The organism is Palleniella muris, assembly GCF_004792655.1.
In the GTDB taxonomy this organism is placed as follows: domain Bacteria; phylum Bacteroidota; class Bacteroidia; order Bacteroidales; family Bacteroidaceae; genus Prevotella; species Prevotella muris_A.
Map to the genome: position 1 here is coordinate 21,407 of NZ_SRZC01000013.1, position 15,989 is coordinate 37,395.

General features: G+C 41.7%; 22 protein-coding genes. 11 read left to right on the forward strand and 11 right to left on the reverse strand.

What is annotated here, in order from left to right:
* Positions 1–13: 13 nt before the first annotated feature.
* From rimO to E5358_RS08765, 7 genes are all read right to left on the reverse strand, one after another.
* Positions 14–1,318 carry a 30S ribosomal protein S12 methylthiotransferase RimO gene (rimO, locus tag E5358_RS08735; protein WP_135939814.1) on the reverse strand — a complete coding sequence of 435 codons (1,305 nt, stop codon included), beginning with the start codon at positions 1,316–1,318 and terminating at the stop codon, positions 14–16.
* Between the two features lie 46 nt (positions 1,319–1,364).
* On the reverse strand, positions 1,365–2,315 hold the full coding sequence (ftsY, locus tag E5358_RS08740; protein WP_135939815.1) for a signal recognition particle-docking protein FtsY: 951 nt from the start codon (positions 2,313–2,315) through the stop codon (positions 1,365–1,367).
* A gap of 11 nt (positions 2,316–2,326) precedes the next feature.
* On the reverse strand, positions 2,327–3,241 hold the full coding sequence (locus tag E5358_RS08745; RefSeq protein ID WP_168354620.1) for a DMT family transporter: 915 nt from the start codon (positions 3,239–3,241) through the stop codon (positions 2,327–2,329).
* 99 nt (positions 3,242–3,340) lie between these two features.
* Positions 3,341–3,496 (reverse strand): DUF4295 domain-containing protein, encoded by a 156-nt coding sequence (locus tag E5358_RS08750; RefSeq protein ID WP_135939817.1) that lies wholly within the window; start codon positions 3,494–3,496, stop codon positions 3,341–3,343.
* Positions 3,497–3,516: 20 nt separating this feature from the next.
* Entirely contained in the window at positions 3,517–3,705 is a 189-nt protein-coding gene (gene rpmG, locus E5358_RS08755; RefSeq protein WP_135939818.1) for a 50S ribosomal protein L33, read from the reverse strand.
* Positions 3,706–3,710: 5 nt separating this feature from the next.
* On the reverse strand, positions 3,711–3,974 hold the full coding sequence (gene rpmB / locus E5358_RS08760) for a 50S ribosomal protein L28 (RefSeq protein ID WP_135939819.1): 264 nt from the start codon (positions 3,972–3,974) through the stop codon (positions 3,711–3,713).
* Positions 3,975–4,140: 166 nt separating this feature from the next.
* A complete protein-coding gene (locus E5358_RS08765) occupies positions 4,141–4,746 on the reverse strand; it encodes a peptidylprolyl isomerase (protein ID WP_338400494.1) in 606 nt (201 codons plus the stop codon).
* 958 nt (positions 4,747–5,704) lie between these two features.
* On the opposite strand from E5358_RS08765, the gene E5358_RS08770 reads away from it, so the two are divergent.
* The 8 genes from E5358_RS08770 to E5358_RS08805 all read left to right on the forward strand — a co-directional run bounded on the left by E5358_RS08770 (position 5,705) and on the right by E5358_RS08805 (position 9,099).
* Positions 5,705–6,166, forward strand: a complete 462-nt coding sequence (locus E5358_RS08770) for a VOC family protein (RefSeq protein WP_135939821.1) — start codon at positions 5,705–5,707, stop codon at positions 6,164–6,166.
* Between the two features lie 9 nt (positions 6,167–6,175).
* The gene (locus E5358_RS08775) at positions 6,176–6,523 is read left to right on the forward strand and encodes a hypothetical protein (RefSeq protein WP_277821232.1); all 348 of its coding nucleotides are present in this window, start codon (positions 6,176–6,178) and stop codon (positions 6,521–6,523) included.
* Position 6,524: 1 nt separating this feature from the next.
* Positions 6,525–6,725: a 4-oxalocrotonate tautomerase DmpI gene (gene dmpI, locus E5358_RS08780; RefSeq protein WP_135939822.1), complete on the forward strand. Its 201-nt coding sequence runs from the start codon at positions 6,525–6,527 to the stop codon at positions 6,723–6,725.
* Positions 6,722–7,252 carry a GNAT family N-acetyltransferase gene (locus E5358_RS08785; RefSeq protein ID WP_135939823.1) on the forward strand — a complete coding sequence of 177 codons (531 nt, stop codon included), beginning with the start codon at positions 6,722–6,724 and terminating at the stop codon, positions 7,250–7,252. The genes dmpI (E5358_RS08780) and E5358_RS08785 overlap by 4 nt, the downstream gene beginning before the upstream one ends.
* 22 nt (positions 7,253–7,274) lie before the next feature.
* Positions 7,275–7,844: a flavodoxin family protein gene (locus E5358_RS08790; protein WP_135939824.1), complete on the forward strand. Its 570-nt coding sequence runs from the start codon at positions 7,275–7,277 to the stop codon at positions 7,842–7,844.
* A gap of 4 nt (positions 7,845–7,848) precedes the next feature.
* Entirely contained in the window at positions 7,849–8,049 is a 201-nt protein-coding gene (gene dmpI, locus E5358_RS08795) for a 4-oxalocrotonate tautomerase DmpI (protein ID WP_135939825.1), read from the forward strand.
* Positions 8,050–8,053: 4 nt separating this feature from the next.
* On the forward strand, positions 8,054–8,650 hold the full coding sequence (locus E5358_RS08800) for a uracil-DNA glycosylase family protein (RefSeq protein ID WP_135939826.1): 597 nt from the start codon (positions 8,054–8,056) through the stop codon (positions 8,648–8,650).
* An 83-nt stretch (positions 8,651–8,733) separates the two neighbouring features.
* Positions 8,734–9,099, forward strand: coding sequence for a nuclear transport factor 2 family protein (locus E5358_RS08805; protein ID WP_135939827.1), 366 nt, complete (start codon positions 8,734–8,736; stop codon positions 9,097–9,099).
* Between the two features lie 323 nt (positions 9,100–9,422).
* Here E5358_RS08805 and E5358_RS08810 read toward each other — a convergent pair whose 3' ends face one another.
* From E5358_RS08810 to E5358_RS08820, 3 genes are read right to left on the reverse strand one after another with little or no spacing between them, the layout of a single operon-like run.
* Complete coding sequence (locus tag E5358_RS08810; protein ID WP_135939828.1) at positions 9,423–10,187, reverse strand: TatD family hydrolase; 765 nt, start codon at positions 10,185–10,187, stop codon at positions 9,423–9,425.
* A 29-nt stretch (positions 10,188–10,216) separates the two neighbouring features.
* Positions 10,217–11,212: a polyprenyl synthetase family protein gene (locus tag E5358_RS08815; RefSeq protein WP_135939829.1), complete on the reverse strand. Its 996-nt coding sequence runs from the start codon at positions 11,210–11,212 to the stop codon at positions 10,217–10,219.
* A gap of 38 nt (positions 11,213–11,250) precedes the next feature.
* Complete coding sequence (locus tag E5358_RS08820; RefSeq protein ID WP_168354621.1) at positions 11,251–11,967, reverse strand: energy transducer TonB; 717 nt, start codon at positions 11,965–11,967, stop codon at positions 11,251–11,253.
* 89 nt (positions 11,968–12,056) lie between these two features.
* Between E5358_RS08820 and porQ the strand changes: the two genes are divergently transcribed.
* The 3 genes from porQ to E5358_RS08835 all read left to right on the forward strand — a co-directional run bounded on the left by porQ (position 12,057) and on the right by E5358_RS08835 (position 15,238).
* Complete coding sequence (gene porQ, locus E5358_RS08825; protein ID WP_135939831.1) at positions 12,057–13,007, forward strand: type IX secretion system protein PorQ; 951 nt, start codon at positions 12,057–12,059, stop codon at positions 13,005–13,007.
* A 30-nt stretch (positions 13,008–13,037) separates the two neighbouring features.
* Positions 13,038–13,730, forward strand: coding sequence for a (d)CMP kinase (gene cmk, locus E5358_RS08830; protein ID WP_135939832.1), 693 nt, complete (start codon positions 13,038–13,040; stop codon positions 13,728–13,730).
* A 314-nt stretch (positions 13,731–14,044) separates the two neighbouring features.
* Entirely contained in the window at positions 14,045–15,238 is a 1,194-nt protein-coding gene (locus E5358_RS08835) for an OmpA family protein (protein ID WP_135939833.1), read from the forward strand.
* Positions 15,239–15,428: 190 nt separating this feature from the next.
* On the opposite strand, the gene E5358_RS08840 is transcribed toward E5358_RS08835, so the two are convergent.
* Positions 15,429–15,941, reverse strand: a complete 513-nt coding sequence (locus E5358_RS08840; protein WP_135939834.1) for a hypothetical protein — start codon at positions 15,939–15,941, stop codon at positions 15,429–15,431.
* Positions 15,942–15,989 lie beyond the last annotated feature (48 nt).

Sequence of the window (15,989 nt, forward strand, 5' to 3'; positions counted from 1 at the left end):
ATAATGAGCAAAACTATTTCACAACCGTTGCATAGAGGTCAAACTCCTCGGCAGCGATTATGGTGACATCATAGAAACATCCTTTGCGGAGAGTTTTCTCATGAGCAGGCACAAGGACTTCCGGGTCTACTTCCGGCGAACTGAACTCTGAGCGGCAGATATAATAGTCGCCTTCTTTTCTGTCAACAACGACAGTCATCGTTTCTCCGATAAGGTTTGCCTGCAATTCTGCAGAAATGTTCTGTTGCACGCGCATCAGTTTATCGAGTCGCAGTTGCTTTGTCTCGGTTGGAATATCATCTTTGTAATGCAAGGCACTGTATGTACCCTCTTCTTCCGAATAAGCAAATGCTCCCATACATTCAAAGCGTGCCCATTTGACAAAATCAACAAGTTCACGGAAATCCTCATCAGTCTCTCCTGGGAAACCAACCATGAGAGTCGTGCGCAAGTGTATTCCGGGAACAGCTTCACGAAGGCGTTCTATAAGTCGCATCGTCTCCTCCTTTGTAGTATGGCGATGCATACGTTCAAGCATATTATCAGAAATATGCTGCAGTGCAATGTCAAGGTACTTGCAGACATTCTTGTTCTTACGCATCACGTCAAGGAGTTCCATCGGGAATTGATTAGGATAAGCATAATGAAGACGTACCCATTTCACTCCTTTCACATGCGCTATTTCATCAATAAGCTGTGCTATGCGACGCTCACCATACAGGTCTATGCCGTAATATGTCAGTTCCTGAGCTATGACATTGAATTCACGGACGCCATTGGCTACAAGAAGACGAACCTCATCAAGGATGTCATCCATAGTGCGGCTATTGTGCTTTCCTGTGATAAGAGGAATGGCGCAGTAAGCACAACGACGGTCACACCCTTCACTTATTTTGATATAAGCATAGTGCTTTGGAGTAGTTGTGAGTTTCACATCACCATCATTGACATTGCTGTCCACTTCCGGCAATGAAGCTGCAAAGTCCTTGAAATCAAACTTACCGTAATACTTGTCCACTTCCGGTATTGATTCCTCCAAATCAGCGAGATACCTTTCTGACAGACATCCCATGACAATGAGTTTTCCTATCCGTCCTTCTGCCTTTGCTTCTGCAAGTTCCAAGATAGCATTAATGCTTTCTTCCTTTGCATCGCCAATGAATCCACAAGTGTTCACTACAACATATTCACCTTCAGGAACAGTTGGCTCATGATGTACATCATAGCCTTTCTTTCCCAAAAGGCGCATCAAAGACTCACTGTCAACAAGATTCTTCGAGCACCCCATCGTGATTATGTCAACTCTTCCTTTTATCATATCAATATAATAGCTTCAACAACACGACATTAAACGTATAATGTCCTTATTTCTTGCCAAACAGAGAGTCTACGAAATTCCTACGGTTAAACAACTGAAGGTCTTCCATATTCTCACCAAGTCCGATATATTTCACAGGGACTTTCAACTGGTCAGATATTCCGATGACAACTCCTCCTTTCGCTGTTCCATCAAGTTTTGTTATGGCAAGGGATGACACTTCCGTAACAGCGGAGAACTGTTTTGCCTGCTCAAAAGCATTCTGACCTGTAGAGCCGTCAAGGACGAGCATCACTTCGTCAGGTGCTTCAGGAACAACCTTCTTCATGACATCCTTGATTTTTTTAAGTTCATTCATCAAGCCCACCTTGTTATGAAGACGGCCGGCAGTATCAATGATTACAACATCTGCACCATTCGCCTTTGCCGAGGCAAGCGTGTCAAAAGCAACACTTGCCGGATCAGCTCCCATTTGTTGTTTGACAACCGGCACACCTACCCTTTCTCCCCAGATAACTATCTGCTCAACAGCTGCCGCACGGAATGTATCCGCAGCACCGAGGTAAACCTTCTTGCCGGCACGCTTGAACTGATATGCCAGTTTGCCTATTGTAGTTGTTTTACCAACACCGTTAACTCCCACGACGAGAATAACATACGGCTTATGATCGGAAGGAAGTTCCCAGTCATCAAGGTCACCGGTATTGTTCTCCTCAAGCAAAGAGGCAATTTCCTCACGGAGGATATTATTAAGCTCTGATGTGGAGACATACTTGTCACGCGCCACACGTTGCTGTATGCGTTCTATGATTTTAAGCGTAGTGTCAACTCCGACATCTGATGTTATCAGCACCTCTTCGAGGTCATCAAGCACATCATCATCGACAGTGTTCTTTCCGGCAATTGCACGGCTGATTTTCTCAAATACACTGGTCTTGGTCTTTTCAAGCCCCTTGTCAAGAGTCTCTTTTTTCTTAAAAATACTGAATATTCCCATGAGTGGTGTTTTTATTTATTGTCTCTGTTTACTATCCACACACCGACAAAAATCAATGCTGTGGCAACAATGGTCTGCATGCTAAGCTGTGCCAATCCGAATATTACTGCATAAGTGGCAGTTACGACAGGTTGCAGATAATTATACATAGCCACCGTTGTCGGTGACACTTGCTTCTGACCAACCGGAAGAAGAAGGAATGCAAGGAATGTTGCAAAGGTGATGATATATCCCAACTCTATCCACATGTCTGTTGACAGCAATGTCCAGTCAAGTGCCATAACGTCCGGTACATATAGCGGCAACATTATTACAGCGGAAATCAGGAACATCCATTTCATCAGTGTGAACGATGAATATTTTCCAAGAATATCACCGGAAAACACCAGATAGATGGCTCCGCATACTTGGCTCAATACGAACAGGGTGTCACCAAGCACCGGATTGCTGACATGCATCGCAGTATTTACATCGCTGCCGAATACGAACAGCAACATACCGGCAAACCCGAGGATTGCACCTAAGTTTTTTATCAATCCCGCCTTCTGTTTCAGGAAAACAACTCCTAAGATCAAAGTAAAGAATGGTGTGATACCACATAATACCGTTCCGTCGACCGGACTGGCGTACTTCAATCCTAAAGTGATGAATATCTGATTGGCAGCGATAATCATCAGTGAAGCATTCAAGATTTTCAAATAGTCCTTCTTCTCGATATGCTCTTTGGAAATAGTATGGGAAGGCTTTACAATCCTGAATACTGCCCAAAGTACCCAAAACAGCAACGCCGCACCGGCTGTCTTTATGCCGGCAAGAATGAGGGGTGGTATAATCTGCGCATTCAGCAAATCCTTACATAACGGAGCGTATAATCCCCATATAACGTTTGCACCGATAAGTGCAGCATGTCCTTTGATTTTTCCCAATCCCATATCTAATCAGAAAATCCGCACAACGCTCTGCGTTGCAGAACTTTGTGCGGACAAAAGTATCTTTTTCGAATATTACGGTGAAAGAAATCTTGCTTATTTGAAGAAATCCTTTACGTCCTCATTCTTGACCATCTGCTCGTCAAAAATATAAGCACCGGTCTTAGGACTTTTCACCATCTTAATAACCTTAGTGTAAGCGCGACCATCCTGCTTGCCTTCGTGGAGGGTTGCGACCGCTTTCTTTGCCATTGTCTAATCGGTTTAATGGATTATTTAATTTCCTTATGCACAGTCATGCGCTTAAGGATTGGATTATACTTCTTGAGCTCCATACGCTCAGGAGTGTTCTTTCTGTTCTTAACAGTCACATAACGGCTTGTTCCAGGAAGACCACTCTCTTTCATCTCAGTGCACTCGAGGATAACCTGCACTCTGTTGCCTTTAGCTTTCTTTGCCATCTTGATTATTCTCCTATAACTTTAATGTCCTTCCAATCAACATAACCGTTTGCCACAGCCTTCTTGAGAGCTGCATCGAGACCGATTTTGTTGATCAGACGCAGACCAGCTGCACTAATCTTAAGTGAAATCCAGCACTGCTCTTCTACATAGTAGAATTTCTTGCTGAAGAGGTTTACATCAAAGCTGCGCTTTGTGCGGTGCTTTGAGTGGGAAACATTGTTGCCTATCATGGCTTTCTTTCCCGTAATCATACAAACTTTAGACATTTCTATCCTAAATTTTTGCGTTTCTAATTGATACTTATTCCAAACAGAGTGCAAAATTACATATTTTTTGCGAGAACACCAAGAGTACGCAATCGTAACAAGTTGTATTTATTTTTTTTTAACACTCTGTCACCAAGTACTTTTCGTCTCATGTATAAAATGGAAATCATTCGGCCTCCAGCGTGTAAGCTTTGATGATGCGTACATCTTTCACCGGACGGTCATTGGCATCAGTATCAACCCATTGGATGTCTCGCACAATGTCAATTCCTTCGATGACTTCGCCAAAAACCGTGTATTGCCCATCAAGATGTGGAGTGCCTCCTATGCGTTTGTACACTTCTCTGGCTTCCGGTGTAAGCACGACTTTTCCTCCTGTATACGCATCAAGTCGCGCCTGCACCTTATCCAGCATATCATCATTGAAACGTGTTCCGTAAACAATGTAGAATTGATATGCCGACGAAACCCTCTGTGGATTAGTGGCATCGCCTTCACGTGCCATGCATAACGCTCCGCGTTTGTGCAAAAGATTTGGGAAACGAATCTCTGCAGGTACGGTATAAGGTTCCGAGGTGTCGCCAAGCAATCCTCCAGGAGCAGCAGAGCGGCTTGTGGAATCGCCCGCCTGAATCATAAACTTATTTATGACACGATGGAACAGCAGTCCGTCATAAAACCCTCTGTCCACCAACGACTTGAAGTTCTCACTATGTAGCGGAGTTTCATCGTATAACGCAACCTTGATGTTTCCCAATGTTGTCTCTATCACAATCCGAGTCCTGCCGTCATTCTCACTTTGGGCAGCAAGAGGCAAGAGAATGATTGTGGATGCAAAGAACAAAGCTGTGGTGCGAAGGCAGGCACCCAAATGCAAAACAATATTTCGCAAAAAGATTGACATGGATAAGGATTTTTATTATTATAGCAACATTAAGTCATGACATGACATTATTTATATAGAATAAACAGTAATCTGTCATGAATCTATGTGGCATTCGTTTTCATTGCAAAAGTACAGCATTTTGTGGAATTATACAAATTATTTCATCATTATAAACAAAAAAAACAACCTACACAGCCAAATTGCTGTACTTTGAGCAAACGATGAATACATAATGGCGGCATATCCACTCACCACAGCACAACAACCAACCCATAAAGGATGGAATTGGAAAGGCTGTCTGCTGACATGAAACTCAAAAGACATTGAATGACATTATGAAAGGTTACTTTTCACAATGCAAAGCGTTACCTTTCACTTGGCAAAAGATTACTTTTTACAACACAAAGTCTTACCTTTCGTCACACCAATAGCATTTTAACATCTGTTATATTTTTATCTCACAAAAAGGCTATGAACACATGACAATTTGCAAGTAGTTGCCTCACTTTGGTTGCAGATTGACAAAAACACGAAACATCCATTATTGAAAGGAACTTTTTTATCCCGAACTCACGTATTCACCATTTGAAACGTGACCTCTTATAATTATGATTGGATTATCTTTATAATGAAGTTGTTTAATCTAATTTATATTCGTTAAAAATGCCTTAAAGCTAATTGGTTTAAACAAAATATCAATAAAAACAACTAATTTTGCATTCGGGCAGAGGCAACGCTTTCCAAGACATAAGAAAAAAGAAGCGTTATGCTCATCTTGCAACTTTAAAACCTGAGAGCTGATGCGCCAATTATATCCCAACCTCTAACACTGGAAAAAACAAATATGAAATATTGTTGTACGGTTTTATCCGTGTCAGATATAAACAAAGCCCGAAGTTTCTACGAAAGCATATTCGGGTTGGAAGTCTGTCAGGATTATGGACGAAATATCCTGTTCTCATGCGGTCTGGCTTTACAGCAGGATTTCGATTGGCTCATTGGCGTGCCCAAAGAGCAAGTCCGGGAAAAGCCCGACAATGTTGAAATTGTCTTTGAGGAACATGATTTTGACGGCTTTCTGCAAAAACTGAATGATTATCCCTCACTCAAATTTTTAGGCAATGTCGTTGAGCATGATTGGGGACAACGGGTAATCCGCTTTTACGATTTGGATGGACATCTCATAGAAGTCGGCGAGGAAATGAAAATGGTCATAGAGAGATTCATCTCTAATGGAATGGCTTTGGAAGAAGTTTCCCAAAGGATGGATGTTTCTGTCGATGACCTAATAAAACTATTGAATTAAACCATTGTCATGAACGAAAACCGCAGAGTAATTACGATATGGATTAGCATAACCGTGGCAATTATGTTTTTCCTGCCGTTTGCCGTAGCAAAACTTGCATCCGAATGTGCAGGTATGGCATTGTGCATGATGCTGTTCCTTGTCATAAACCCATTATATTCAATAATCCTTGGCTTTGTTTCCGGAAAAAATATCAAGAAATTATGGCATCTCCCAATCATCTCTGCCGTGGCATTTCTTGCAGGAGTATGGCTGTTCTTTGGGATTCAGGAACCGTGGTTTCTGGTATATGCCTCGATCTATCTTTGTATCGGAATAATCTCAATGCTGATTACAAACTATATAAAGCAAAGATAATATGCCATACATATCCATTGAAAGCGGCAGATTGACCGCAGAGCAAAAGAAAAAGTTGATTAAACAGCTCACAGTAACAGCTTCCGAGATAACACATATCCCGGCGCAGTTCTTCACTGTCACAATCAAGGAATTGCCTGATGAGAATTTCGGTATCGGTGGCAAGTCAATCAATGAAATAAAGCGTGATTACAGGCCATGAACGTGCGATTGAGAGAATTTCATCCGGCTGACGCAAATATTATTGCCGGATGGCTGAAAAGCGAGTATCTGATGCGTCAATGGTGTGCCGACAGGTATTCGCGTTACCCTGTCACGGGAAATGATATTAACTCATTTCATGACAAATTCATAGACGGACATTCTTCAATCGCTCTTACTATGGTTGATGTTGCAGAAGTCATAGGTTATATAACACTCAGAAAGCCAACCCCTGAAAATTCAGAATGGCGACTTGGATTCGTAATAGTTGATGATGCAAAGCGAGGTCTCGGCTTGGGTAAAAAACTTGTCGGCATGGCTGTTGATTATGCCCACAAAGAATTAGATGCGACTAAAGTATCGCTTGGTGTATTTGAAAATAATCCATCTGCAATACATTGTTATGAAGCTGCGGGATTCAAGCAAGTTCAAAAAGAAGAGACTGAAAGCTACACTTGCCTCGGTGAGATTTGGAATTGCATAGAAATGGAGTTTGTCGAATCTCAACAAATACATGATTTTCTATAATGGATAAACTGACAAAATCTATATGAAAGTAATAGGTATTAACGGCAGTTCCCACAAAGAAGGCAACACTGCGATAATAATCAATACGGTTTTTGAAGAACTGAATAAAGCCGGTATTGAAACGGAGCTGATTCAGTTGGCAGACATAGATATCCAACCGTGCCGCGCTTGCCTTGCCTGTAAAGGACATGGTAATTGTGTATTCAAAGGAGATGGTTTTTGCGATGTATTCAGCCGTATTGTTGAGACAGACGGAATTATTTTGGGCTCACCGGTTTATTCGGCTGATGTGTCATCGAAGATGAAGGCGTTTCTTGACCGTGGAGGAGTTGTTGTCGCCACCAATCCCGGATTACTTAAACATAAGATAGGTGCATCGGTGGCCGCAGTTCGACGTGCCGGAGGCATGACAGCCATAGATACCATGAATCATTTTATGCTCAACAAGGAAATGATTGTTATCGGCTCTACTTACTGGAACATGGTTTACGGCAAAGACATAGGCGATGTTTTGAAAGACGATGAAGGAATGGCAAATATGCGCAATCTTGGGCAGAACATGACTTCAATTATGTCTAAATTAAATTTGTAATAATATGCCATACATAACCATTGAAAGCGGCAGATTGACCGCAGAGCAAAAGAAAGAGTTGATTGAACAGCTCACGGTAACAGCTTCCGAGATAACACATATCCCGGCGCGGTTCTTCACTGTCACAATCAAGGAATTGCCTGATGAGAATTTCGGCATTGGCGGCAAGTCAATCAATGAAATCAAGCAGAACTATAAAGGTTAGGATTATGAATATTCAAAAAGAACTGGAACAGCTTTCTACAAGTAAAACAGGTTTACGTTTTAATGATGTGGATGTTATGCCGGAAACGATTTACGCAATCATGATAAACGAGGTTGTCCCATCATGCATAGAAGATGATTTCTATGGAAGACTGAATGCTGCGTATATGACAACGACAATTCCATTGTTCCGAAAAGCCGGGATAGAGGCAAGCTCTGTGCAGGATATTCTAAACAGTGGGATTTACATTACCAATGCCGTCAAAACGCCCAAAACCGAATATGCTGTTTCAAAGGAGAGTATAGAGGAAAGTCTGCCATATCTGGAAAGAGAACTTGCATTGTTTCCCAATGTCAAGGTTATCATGCTTATGGGGGATGTGGCAAAGAAAGCCTTCAATATGATTAGCAAGAAGGCAACCAAGAAAAATGCCGTTCCAAGCGTATCCACCTATAAATTGCGCAATACTGAGATTTTATATAACGGTATTCGCATCCTTCCATCTTATATAATGACGGGGCAAAACATACTGATTGAGAAATCAAAATTCGAGATGGCATCGGAGGATATTGCAACGATGTATCGACTTATTACAGAATAATGGTTCTTATAAGTCTGCACCATGAATGACAAGGAGTAATATTTATCTTCCGCATAAGCGAATAACAATTTTATTCAATAAAAATGAGACCTAAAGAAATACTACAAAAGTGGATTGATTGCTTCAACGCATCCGATGTGGCGGGAATTGCCGCATTATATGCGGATGATGCTGTAAACCATCAGGTAGCCAACGTGCCTATAGTAGGAAAAGAAGCTATATCTCGTATGTTTGCCGATGAGTTTGCAACAGCCAAGATGGTTTGCATTGTTGAAAATATTTTTGAAGATGGAGAATGGGCAATAATGGAATGGAAAGACCCATTGGGGTTGCGTGGTTGCGGCTTCTTCCATATCAAAAACAATCTTATTGTATATCAGAGGGGCTACTGGGACAAACTCAGTTTTTTGAAACAGCATAACCTTCCAATCGAGATGTCTCAAAGCTAATTAGGTTAAACACTTTCCAATATATGGCTGTTTTCTTTAAGTGCAACCAACAACCACGAATATGAAAAAAACGCTGAAACAGCTACAATAAAAGGCAATATGATGCGTTATATAGTCAAGACGAACAAATATTAACCAATCTTTATTGCCTATGCCGTATTTTACCCTTGAAGAATTATCACCACGGAAATCCACGTTACAGATTATTCTGCAAATAGCGCATTCGTACAGAACTGCAAAAGTCGGAAACGAGACAGCCGGATACACCTTGACGTAAGGAATATCCGGCTGTTTCGTTTCTATTATAGAATATGATTCCCGCTCTACAACCCAAATATGCGTTTGGCGGTCTTTGTCGTTATTGCATCAACCTCAGCTGCAGCAACGCCGTAAGCCTCTGCAAGACGATTGCATACCATTGCAACAAATGATGGCTCATTACGCTTTCCACGATGCGGAACAGGAGCCATATATGGGGAGTCTGTCTCAAGAACAATGCGGTCAAGTGGCACAACAGACGACAATGTCTGAGGAAGGTTGCTCTTCTTGAATGTCAACACACCTCCGATTCCTAACACAAACCTTTCAAATTCGAGAAGTTCCAATGCCTCATGCTCATTTCCAGTAAAGCAATGGAACACTCCGCCCGGCAGGTCTTTCTCATACTTACGTAACAGTTTGACCATTTCATTCTGCGCCTTGCGGCAATGAATCATAAGTGGCAGCTGTGTGGCAACAGACCATTCCACCTGCCTCTCAAAGCAGGCTAGCTGCTCTTTCTCGAACTCACGGCTCCAATAATAATCAAGTCCCACCTCACCTATTCCGATAACATCTGATGACAATAGTGCCATAATGCCATCCATTTGTTCCCGCCAATCATTCTTGACTTCCTCAGGGTGAATGCCAATCATCGGATGACAATAGTCGGAATATTGCTGGCATAATGCCAAAATCCGCCTGCTCGACTGCAAGTCTATGGCGGGAATGAACGCTTTCTCTATTCCTGCAGCCTTTGCACGCGTTATGACTTCCGAGAGGTCGTCCTTGAATTCCTCTCCGTCCAAATGTGTATGAGTATCTATCACGGCTCTGTTATGTTTGTTGGAAAGTAGTGTTATTTCTCACGCTTCATCATGTTTGCCGCAAACTCACGCAACTGTGCCTTATTGCTTTCCGGAACAGAGACTGCATCAAGATGACGCAAGGCTTCCTGATAGTAATATTCCATACGCTGCTTTGCGAGTTTGCCTATGCCTAATTTGTCATAAATGCCTGTCACAGATTTTATTTTCTCGTTTCGGTCGCAATCTCCGGCCATCACCTGTTCTGCAGAGAACGAGCACCATCTCTCCAATTCTGCCTTATCTCCACCTTCTGCCAGCTTCGTGGCATTGATGAGCATGAAAGTCTTCTTGTTCTCAATTATATCGCCACCGATATTCTTCCCAAAGACCTTTGGGTCTCCATAAACATCCAAATAGTCGTCCTGCAACTGGAAAGAAAGACCAAGTTTCTCACCGAACATGTAAAGGTTATCCCTGTCTTCCTTAGAAGCATCGGCGAGGATAGCACCAATCTGCATGGCACAGGCAAGCAGTACACTTGTCTTTAGGCGTATCATTTCTATGTATTCCTCCTCACAGACATCATTGCGTGACTCGAATTCTATGTCATACTGCTGTCCCTCATCTATCTCGAGGGCGGTTTTGGTGAACAGTCTTATCACATCAGGCATGTGCTTTGCGTCGCATTCTGCCATACGTGAAAAGGCTGTAACCAACATTGTGTCTCCGGACAAGACAGCCATGTTGGCATTCCATTTCTTATGTACAGTTTCCTTTCCACGACGCATGTCAGCATTATCCATAAGGTCATCATGAAGCAAAGTGAAATTATGATAAGTCTCTATGCCACAAGCACAAGGGAGTACAGCTTCAACGTCTTCTTTATACATATTGTAAGTCAAAAGCATCAGTATCGGACGAATACGTTTGCCACCAAGAGACAATACATACTTTATTGGTTCGTAAAGAGACTTAGGCTGCCTGTCATAATTTATATTATCCATATACTCATTGATAATGGCGAGTAGTTCTTTTGATGTTTTCATACTTATGTTATATAAATTAGTTCATAAATTTGCCGGAATCACAAAGCGAAGACAATCGGTATAGCTACAACCGTGCGTGCTGGCTTTCCCTTTTCCTGCCCTGGTTTCCATTTGGGCATAGCCTTGATGACACGTAAGGCTTCAGTGTTTAGGGGAGCATAAGATGGCTTGGCTATCTCAACATTTGTTATAGAGCCGTCTTTTTCCACAACAAACTTCACAGACACAGTGCCCTGCTGGTTCGCTTTGCGACAAGATGGCGGGTAGTGGAGCTCATTGGTAAGCCAAGTCATGAATATAGACATCCCGCCCGGAAACTCCGGCAACTGCTCTACAACACGCAATGGAACATCTTCACCGGCAACAGAAGCGTTGGCAGGGGCTATCGGATCCGCCTCACTCTCTTTCAGTTGGTCAGCATTATCTGACTCTGAAGTGGTGAATTTTACCTGCTCCTTCAATTCCTCAAGTTCTGCTTGGTCTGTCAGCTCATCAACCTTATTTATTTGATCCGTTGAGGAAGGCTGCTCATGAACCTTGGCGGCAATGACATCCTCTTCCGGTTTCAATGATGCCAGGAAATCCATGTCCACTTCGACATCATCAGAGATGTCTTCCAAAAGACGGGATGTGAAATTCACAGATTGCCATTGCAGCACCAACAAGAACATCCCTACAACAGCAATAAAAGCCAGTAGGAATATCTTCGGACGAAGCCGGTCTATGTCAGCACGATATGTCTTTCTTACTATCAAAATCGTTATTATATTATAAAATAATATGCAAATATACATCTCTTTTCTGGAAAAATGACTAACTTTGCTGATAAATTATAAATATTTATATGAAGAGAACGCTTTCCACTTGTCTTTTCCTCATTTTGACCGCAAACCTATGGTCTCAGGACGAGAGTCGGACAGAATATAATTTCCTTCGTCTTCCGGTTAGCGCTCACGCGGCAGCTCTTGGAGGCGACAACATCACGATACCTGATGATGACCTGATGATGATGTTCCAAAACCCTTCACTAATCATAGGAGCCACACCAAAAACGGTCGGACTGCAATACATGAACTATATGAGTGGATGCCATAACGCCTCTGCAGCCTTTAATATGGTGTTCAAAGAAAAGTGGAATGTGGGAATTGGAGTGCAATATATGGGGTACGGCTCCATGCAACACAGAGACGAATACAATAACGACCTTGGCACGTTTTCTGCTACAGACATTGCTTTGAGCGGGGTGCTTGGATATGAACTAATGGAAAACCTTGCCGGTGGCATTGCTGCAAAAATGGTATATGGCAATATCTCTTCATACACATCACTTGCCGTTGCCGTCGACCTTGGATTAAACTACTATCTTCCGGATGTGGAATGGTCATTTAGCCTCGTTGTAAAAAATCTTGGAGGACAGATAAAAGCGTATGATAATAATTATGAGAAAATGCCTCTTGACATACAACTTGGTGTCAGCAAGCAATTGGGCACATCACCACTGAGGCTTTCCGCAACTCTTGTTGACTTGAATCACCTTAATTACAAAATTATCAATCACTTAAGTATTGGTGCTGAAGCCCTGCTCTCAGAACAGTTTTATGTTGCGGGAGGATATAGCTTCCGTCGTGCAGACGAGATGAAGACCATTGACAGCGAGGGGAACTCTTCAGCCCATTCTGCCGGTCTGTCTATTGGAGCAGGCATAAACCTTGAACGATTCAGACTGAACTTGTCATACGCAAAATATCATGTATCATCATCAAGCATCATCGCAAACATAGCTTTCATACTATAAAAATATAACAAACAAATCTTATAATAATATATGAAAAAGATTACCATAGCCATAGACGGTCACTCTTCCTGTGGCAAAAGCACAATGGCAAAGCAGTTGGCTAAAGAACTCGGATATATCTATGTAGACACAGGTGCCATGTATCGCACGGTAGCATTGTATGCTATGCGCAACAATCTGATAAGCATGGATAATAAGGTTGACATGGACCAACTTTGCAACCAAATGCCACAGATTAACATTTCGTTCAAACTCAACGCAACAACAGGATGCCCTGACACTTATCTTAATGAAGAGCGTGTAGAGGATGAAATCAGAAGTATTAAGGTCAGCAAGCATGTCTCCCCTATTGCCGCCATCCCATTTGTCCGAGAAGCAATGGTGAACAAGCAGAGAGAAATGGGTAAAGGAAAAGGTATTGTCATGGATGGCAGGGATATTGGCACTACGGTGTTCCCCAATGCCGAACTGAAAGTTTTTGTCACAGCGTCGGCGGAGGTTCGCGCCAAACGCAGATATGATGAACTGCAAAAGAAAGGTATGCCGGCAGATTATGACGAAATACTGAAAAATGTCAAGGAGCGTGACCACATGGACTCCAATCGTGAAGTGTCTCCACTAAAACCGGCCGAGGACGCCATCCTTCTTGACAATAGTAATATGTCAATTCCAGAGCAGCAGGAATGGCTACTGGAAAAAGCGAAAGCATTACTTGAAGATTAAAATCGCAAAGAGGTTCAAAAATGCTCTTATGGATTGCTCATAATGTATCTGTCAACAATATGAGTAATCCAGATACATTATTTAAAATGTCATCTATTTGATGATTGCGAATCTGCAAATGGCAACTAATATTTACTTGCAAGTTTTTGCAAAAACAATCATCAAAAGCCCCGGATAATCATCAAAAAACTAATATTTGCAGCATTTTAACGTTTTTTTTATTGATTTTAACCGGAAAATTTGGAGGTATTAAGAAAAAACAATAATTTTGCAGAAGATATGATTAATTTCTTATTCCTTAATAAATATCAAAAATGAAAAAGAGTCTATTTATTGCAGTCTTTAGTATAGTTGCAATGGCTGCAAATGCACAAAACAATGAACACGGTTTTTATGGCAACAAGTTTTTTGACAACTGGTACATTGGCGTAAATGGTGGTGCATCAACAAAAACAACAAACCAGCCTGACAAATTCAGCGTAAACGGAAATGCAGGTCTCCGCATTGGAAAATGGCTGACCCCTTCTTTCGGTCTTGCATTAGAAGGAAACTATTATTTTTCCACTAAAGCAAATGGTAAGAGTGTTGGTCAGTATATCAACGAGATGTATGGTGAGAACTTAGAAAAAGAGAACACACGTTACTGGACAGCAGGAGTTTTGGGTTCATTAAACATCAGCAACTGCTTCTGGGGATATTTGGGACAACCACGCAAGTTTGATATACATGTCATAACAGGTATTTATTGGGGACAGAATACAACTAAGAATGGAACTGTAAAGAACATGATAAACCACAAGATTGGTTTGGATTTCAATTACAATTTCGGCAAAAACCGTGAATGGTCTGTATATGCAGAGCCTGCTATCATCTACAATATCGCAGGTGTCAACTCTGATCCTTATTCACAGGGCTTCCAAAGCGTGAAATACCATAGCAATTCTTCATTCTTGCAGCTCAACGTAGGTGTGAACTACAAGTTCAAGACTTCAAATGGTTCACACAATTTCCTCATTGTAGAGCCATGTGACCAGAACGAGATTGACGCTCTGAATAACGAAATCAACAGTCTCCGTGCAAAAAATGTTGCAGACAATGACGAAATCCAGAAACTCAGGAACGAGATTGCAAATCTGAAAAAAGCTCTTGAAGATTGTGAAAAAGCACCAAAGACAGTTATCAATGAGCCAAGTCTGCCGGCTGTATTCTATCAGCTCGACAAATCTGTAATAACTCCTGAGCAGGCTAACAATGTAGCGATTGCAGCAAAGATGATGCAGAATCACCCTGAACTTAAAATACAAATCAAGGGCTATGCATCTCCGGAAGGTCCACATGACAACAACATGAACCTTAGTGTACGCCGTGCAAATGCAGTCAAGGACATGCTCGTGAAGAAATATGGCATTGATCCAAATCGCATCACAGCTGAGGGTTGCGGTGAAACAGACAAGCTGTTCGAAGTATACGAGTTCAACCGTGTTGCAATGCTTTATATTGAAAAATAAAACAACAATCAATTCACGCAACTATTTTATCTAATAGTTCTTTGAATAAAAAATATCGCCACTACTGACAAGTGCATACTTATTGGTAGTGGCGATATTTTTTATAGCTTAGGTTATATATAATGTTTGAAAGCATATCATTGCTCAGACAAACAAAAAAAACTGGCACAAGCATATCAAAGCCAATTGTTCAAGGCATATTACCTTTAACTTTCCGCTTTGCACAGGCAATACTCGGTGGCAGAACAGCCGGCAACATATCCAACATGTTGAGCAGTTCTGCATAAAGTTCTGGATAAGGCTTGCACATCTTTGCTGCAAGATATATCATAAAAGCACGGCTACTGGGGCTCTCTTTCTCGTCACACAGATGTCCCAGACAATAATCAAGCAAATCTATACGTGGATTGTTATCTACAGGAAAATCAAGTAACAAAGAAAGAATCATCTTACGGCGGAAGGGCAAATCACACATGGCAAGGTCAGTCAATTCATCCCGATATGGCAAAAGCAACCTTGTACGAGTTTTCCTATCCATATTGTTCAATACCCATGCAGCATTCATCCGCACACGCTTATCAGAAGAATGCTGCAGCCAGTCCATAAGTAGCTTTATTTCAGCACCATCACACGACAATTCTTCTGCAATCTGCCTAACCTTTCCAATTGCATATCTGCCAGAAAAATCATTTTCATTCATCATTTCTTCTTGGTTCTTTTCTTTGGGAAATATTACTGCCCGCAAAAACTT

Bases quoted from the DNA above. Each gene is read 5' to 3' on its own strand.
- ftsY (WP_135939815.1), bottom strand. From the start codon at position 2,315: ATGGGAATATTCAGTATTTTTAAGAAAAAAGAGACTCTTGACAAGGGG.
- E5358_RS08805 (WP_135939827.1), top strand. From the start codon at position 8,734: ATGAGACCTAAAGAAATACTACAAAAGTGGATTGATTGCTTCAACGCA.
- dmpI (WP_135939822.1), top strand. From the start codon at position 6,525: ATGCCATACATATCCATTGAAAGCGGCAGATTGACCGCAGAGCAAAAG.
- E5358_RS08785 (WP_135939823.1), top strand. From the start codon at position 6,722: ATGAACGTGCGATTGAGAGAATTTCATCCGGCTGACGCAAATATTATT.
- E5358_RS08815 (WP_135939829.1), bottom strand. From the start codon at position 11,212: ATGAAAACATCAAAAGAACTACTCGCCATTATCAATGAGTATATGGAT.
- E5358_RS08790 (WP_135939824.1), top strand. From the start codon at position 7,275: ATGAAAGTAATAGGTATTAACGGCAGTTCCCACAAAGAAGGCAACACT.
- rpmB (WP_135939819.1), bottom strand. From the start codon at position 3,974: ATGTCTAAAGTTTGTATGATTACGGGAAAGAAAGCCATGATAGGCAAC.
- cmk (WP_135939832.1), top strand. From the start codon at position 13,038: ATGAAAAAGATTACCATAGCCATAGACGGTCACTCTTCCTGTGGCAAA.
- E5358_RS08770 (WP_135939821.1), top strand. From the start codon at position 5,705: ATGAAATATTGTTGTACGGTTTTATCCGTGTCAGATATAAACAAAGCC.
- dmpI (WP_135939825.1), top strand. From the start codon at position 7,849: ATGCCATACATAACCATTGAAAGCGGCAGATTGACCGCAGAGCAAAAG.
- E5358_RS08835 (WP_135939833.1), top strand. From the start codon at position 14,045: ATGAAAAAGAGTCTATTTATTGCAGTCTTTAGTATAGTTGCAATGGCT.
- E5358_RS08840 (WP_135939834.1), bottom strand. From the start codon at position 15,941: ATGATGAATGAAAATGATTTTTCTGGCAGATATGCAATTGGAAAGGTT.
- rpmG (WP_135939818.1), bottom strand. From the start codon at position 3,705: ATGGCAAAGAAAGCTAAAGGCAACAGAGTGCAGGTTATCCTCGAGTGC.
- E5358_RS08750 (WP_135939817.1), bottom strand. From the start codon at position 3,496: ATGGCAAAGAAAGCGGTCGCAACCCTCCACGAAGGCAAGCAGGATGGT.
- E5358_RS08775 (WP_277821232.1), top strand. From the start codon at position 6,176: ATGAACGAAAACCGCAGAGTAATTACGATATGGATTAGCATAACCGTG.
- porQ (WP_135939831.1), top strand. From the start codon at position 12,057: ATGAAGAGAACGCTTTCCACTTGTCTTTTCCTCATTTTGACCGCAAAC.
- rimO (WP_135939814.1), bottom strand. From the start codon at position 1,318: ATGATAAAAGGAAGAGTTGACATAATCACGATGGGGTGCTCGAAGAAT.
- E5358_RS08800 (WP_135939826.1), top strand. From the start codon at position 8,054: ATGAATATTCAAAAAGAACTGGAACAGCTTTCTACAAGTAAAACAGGT.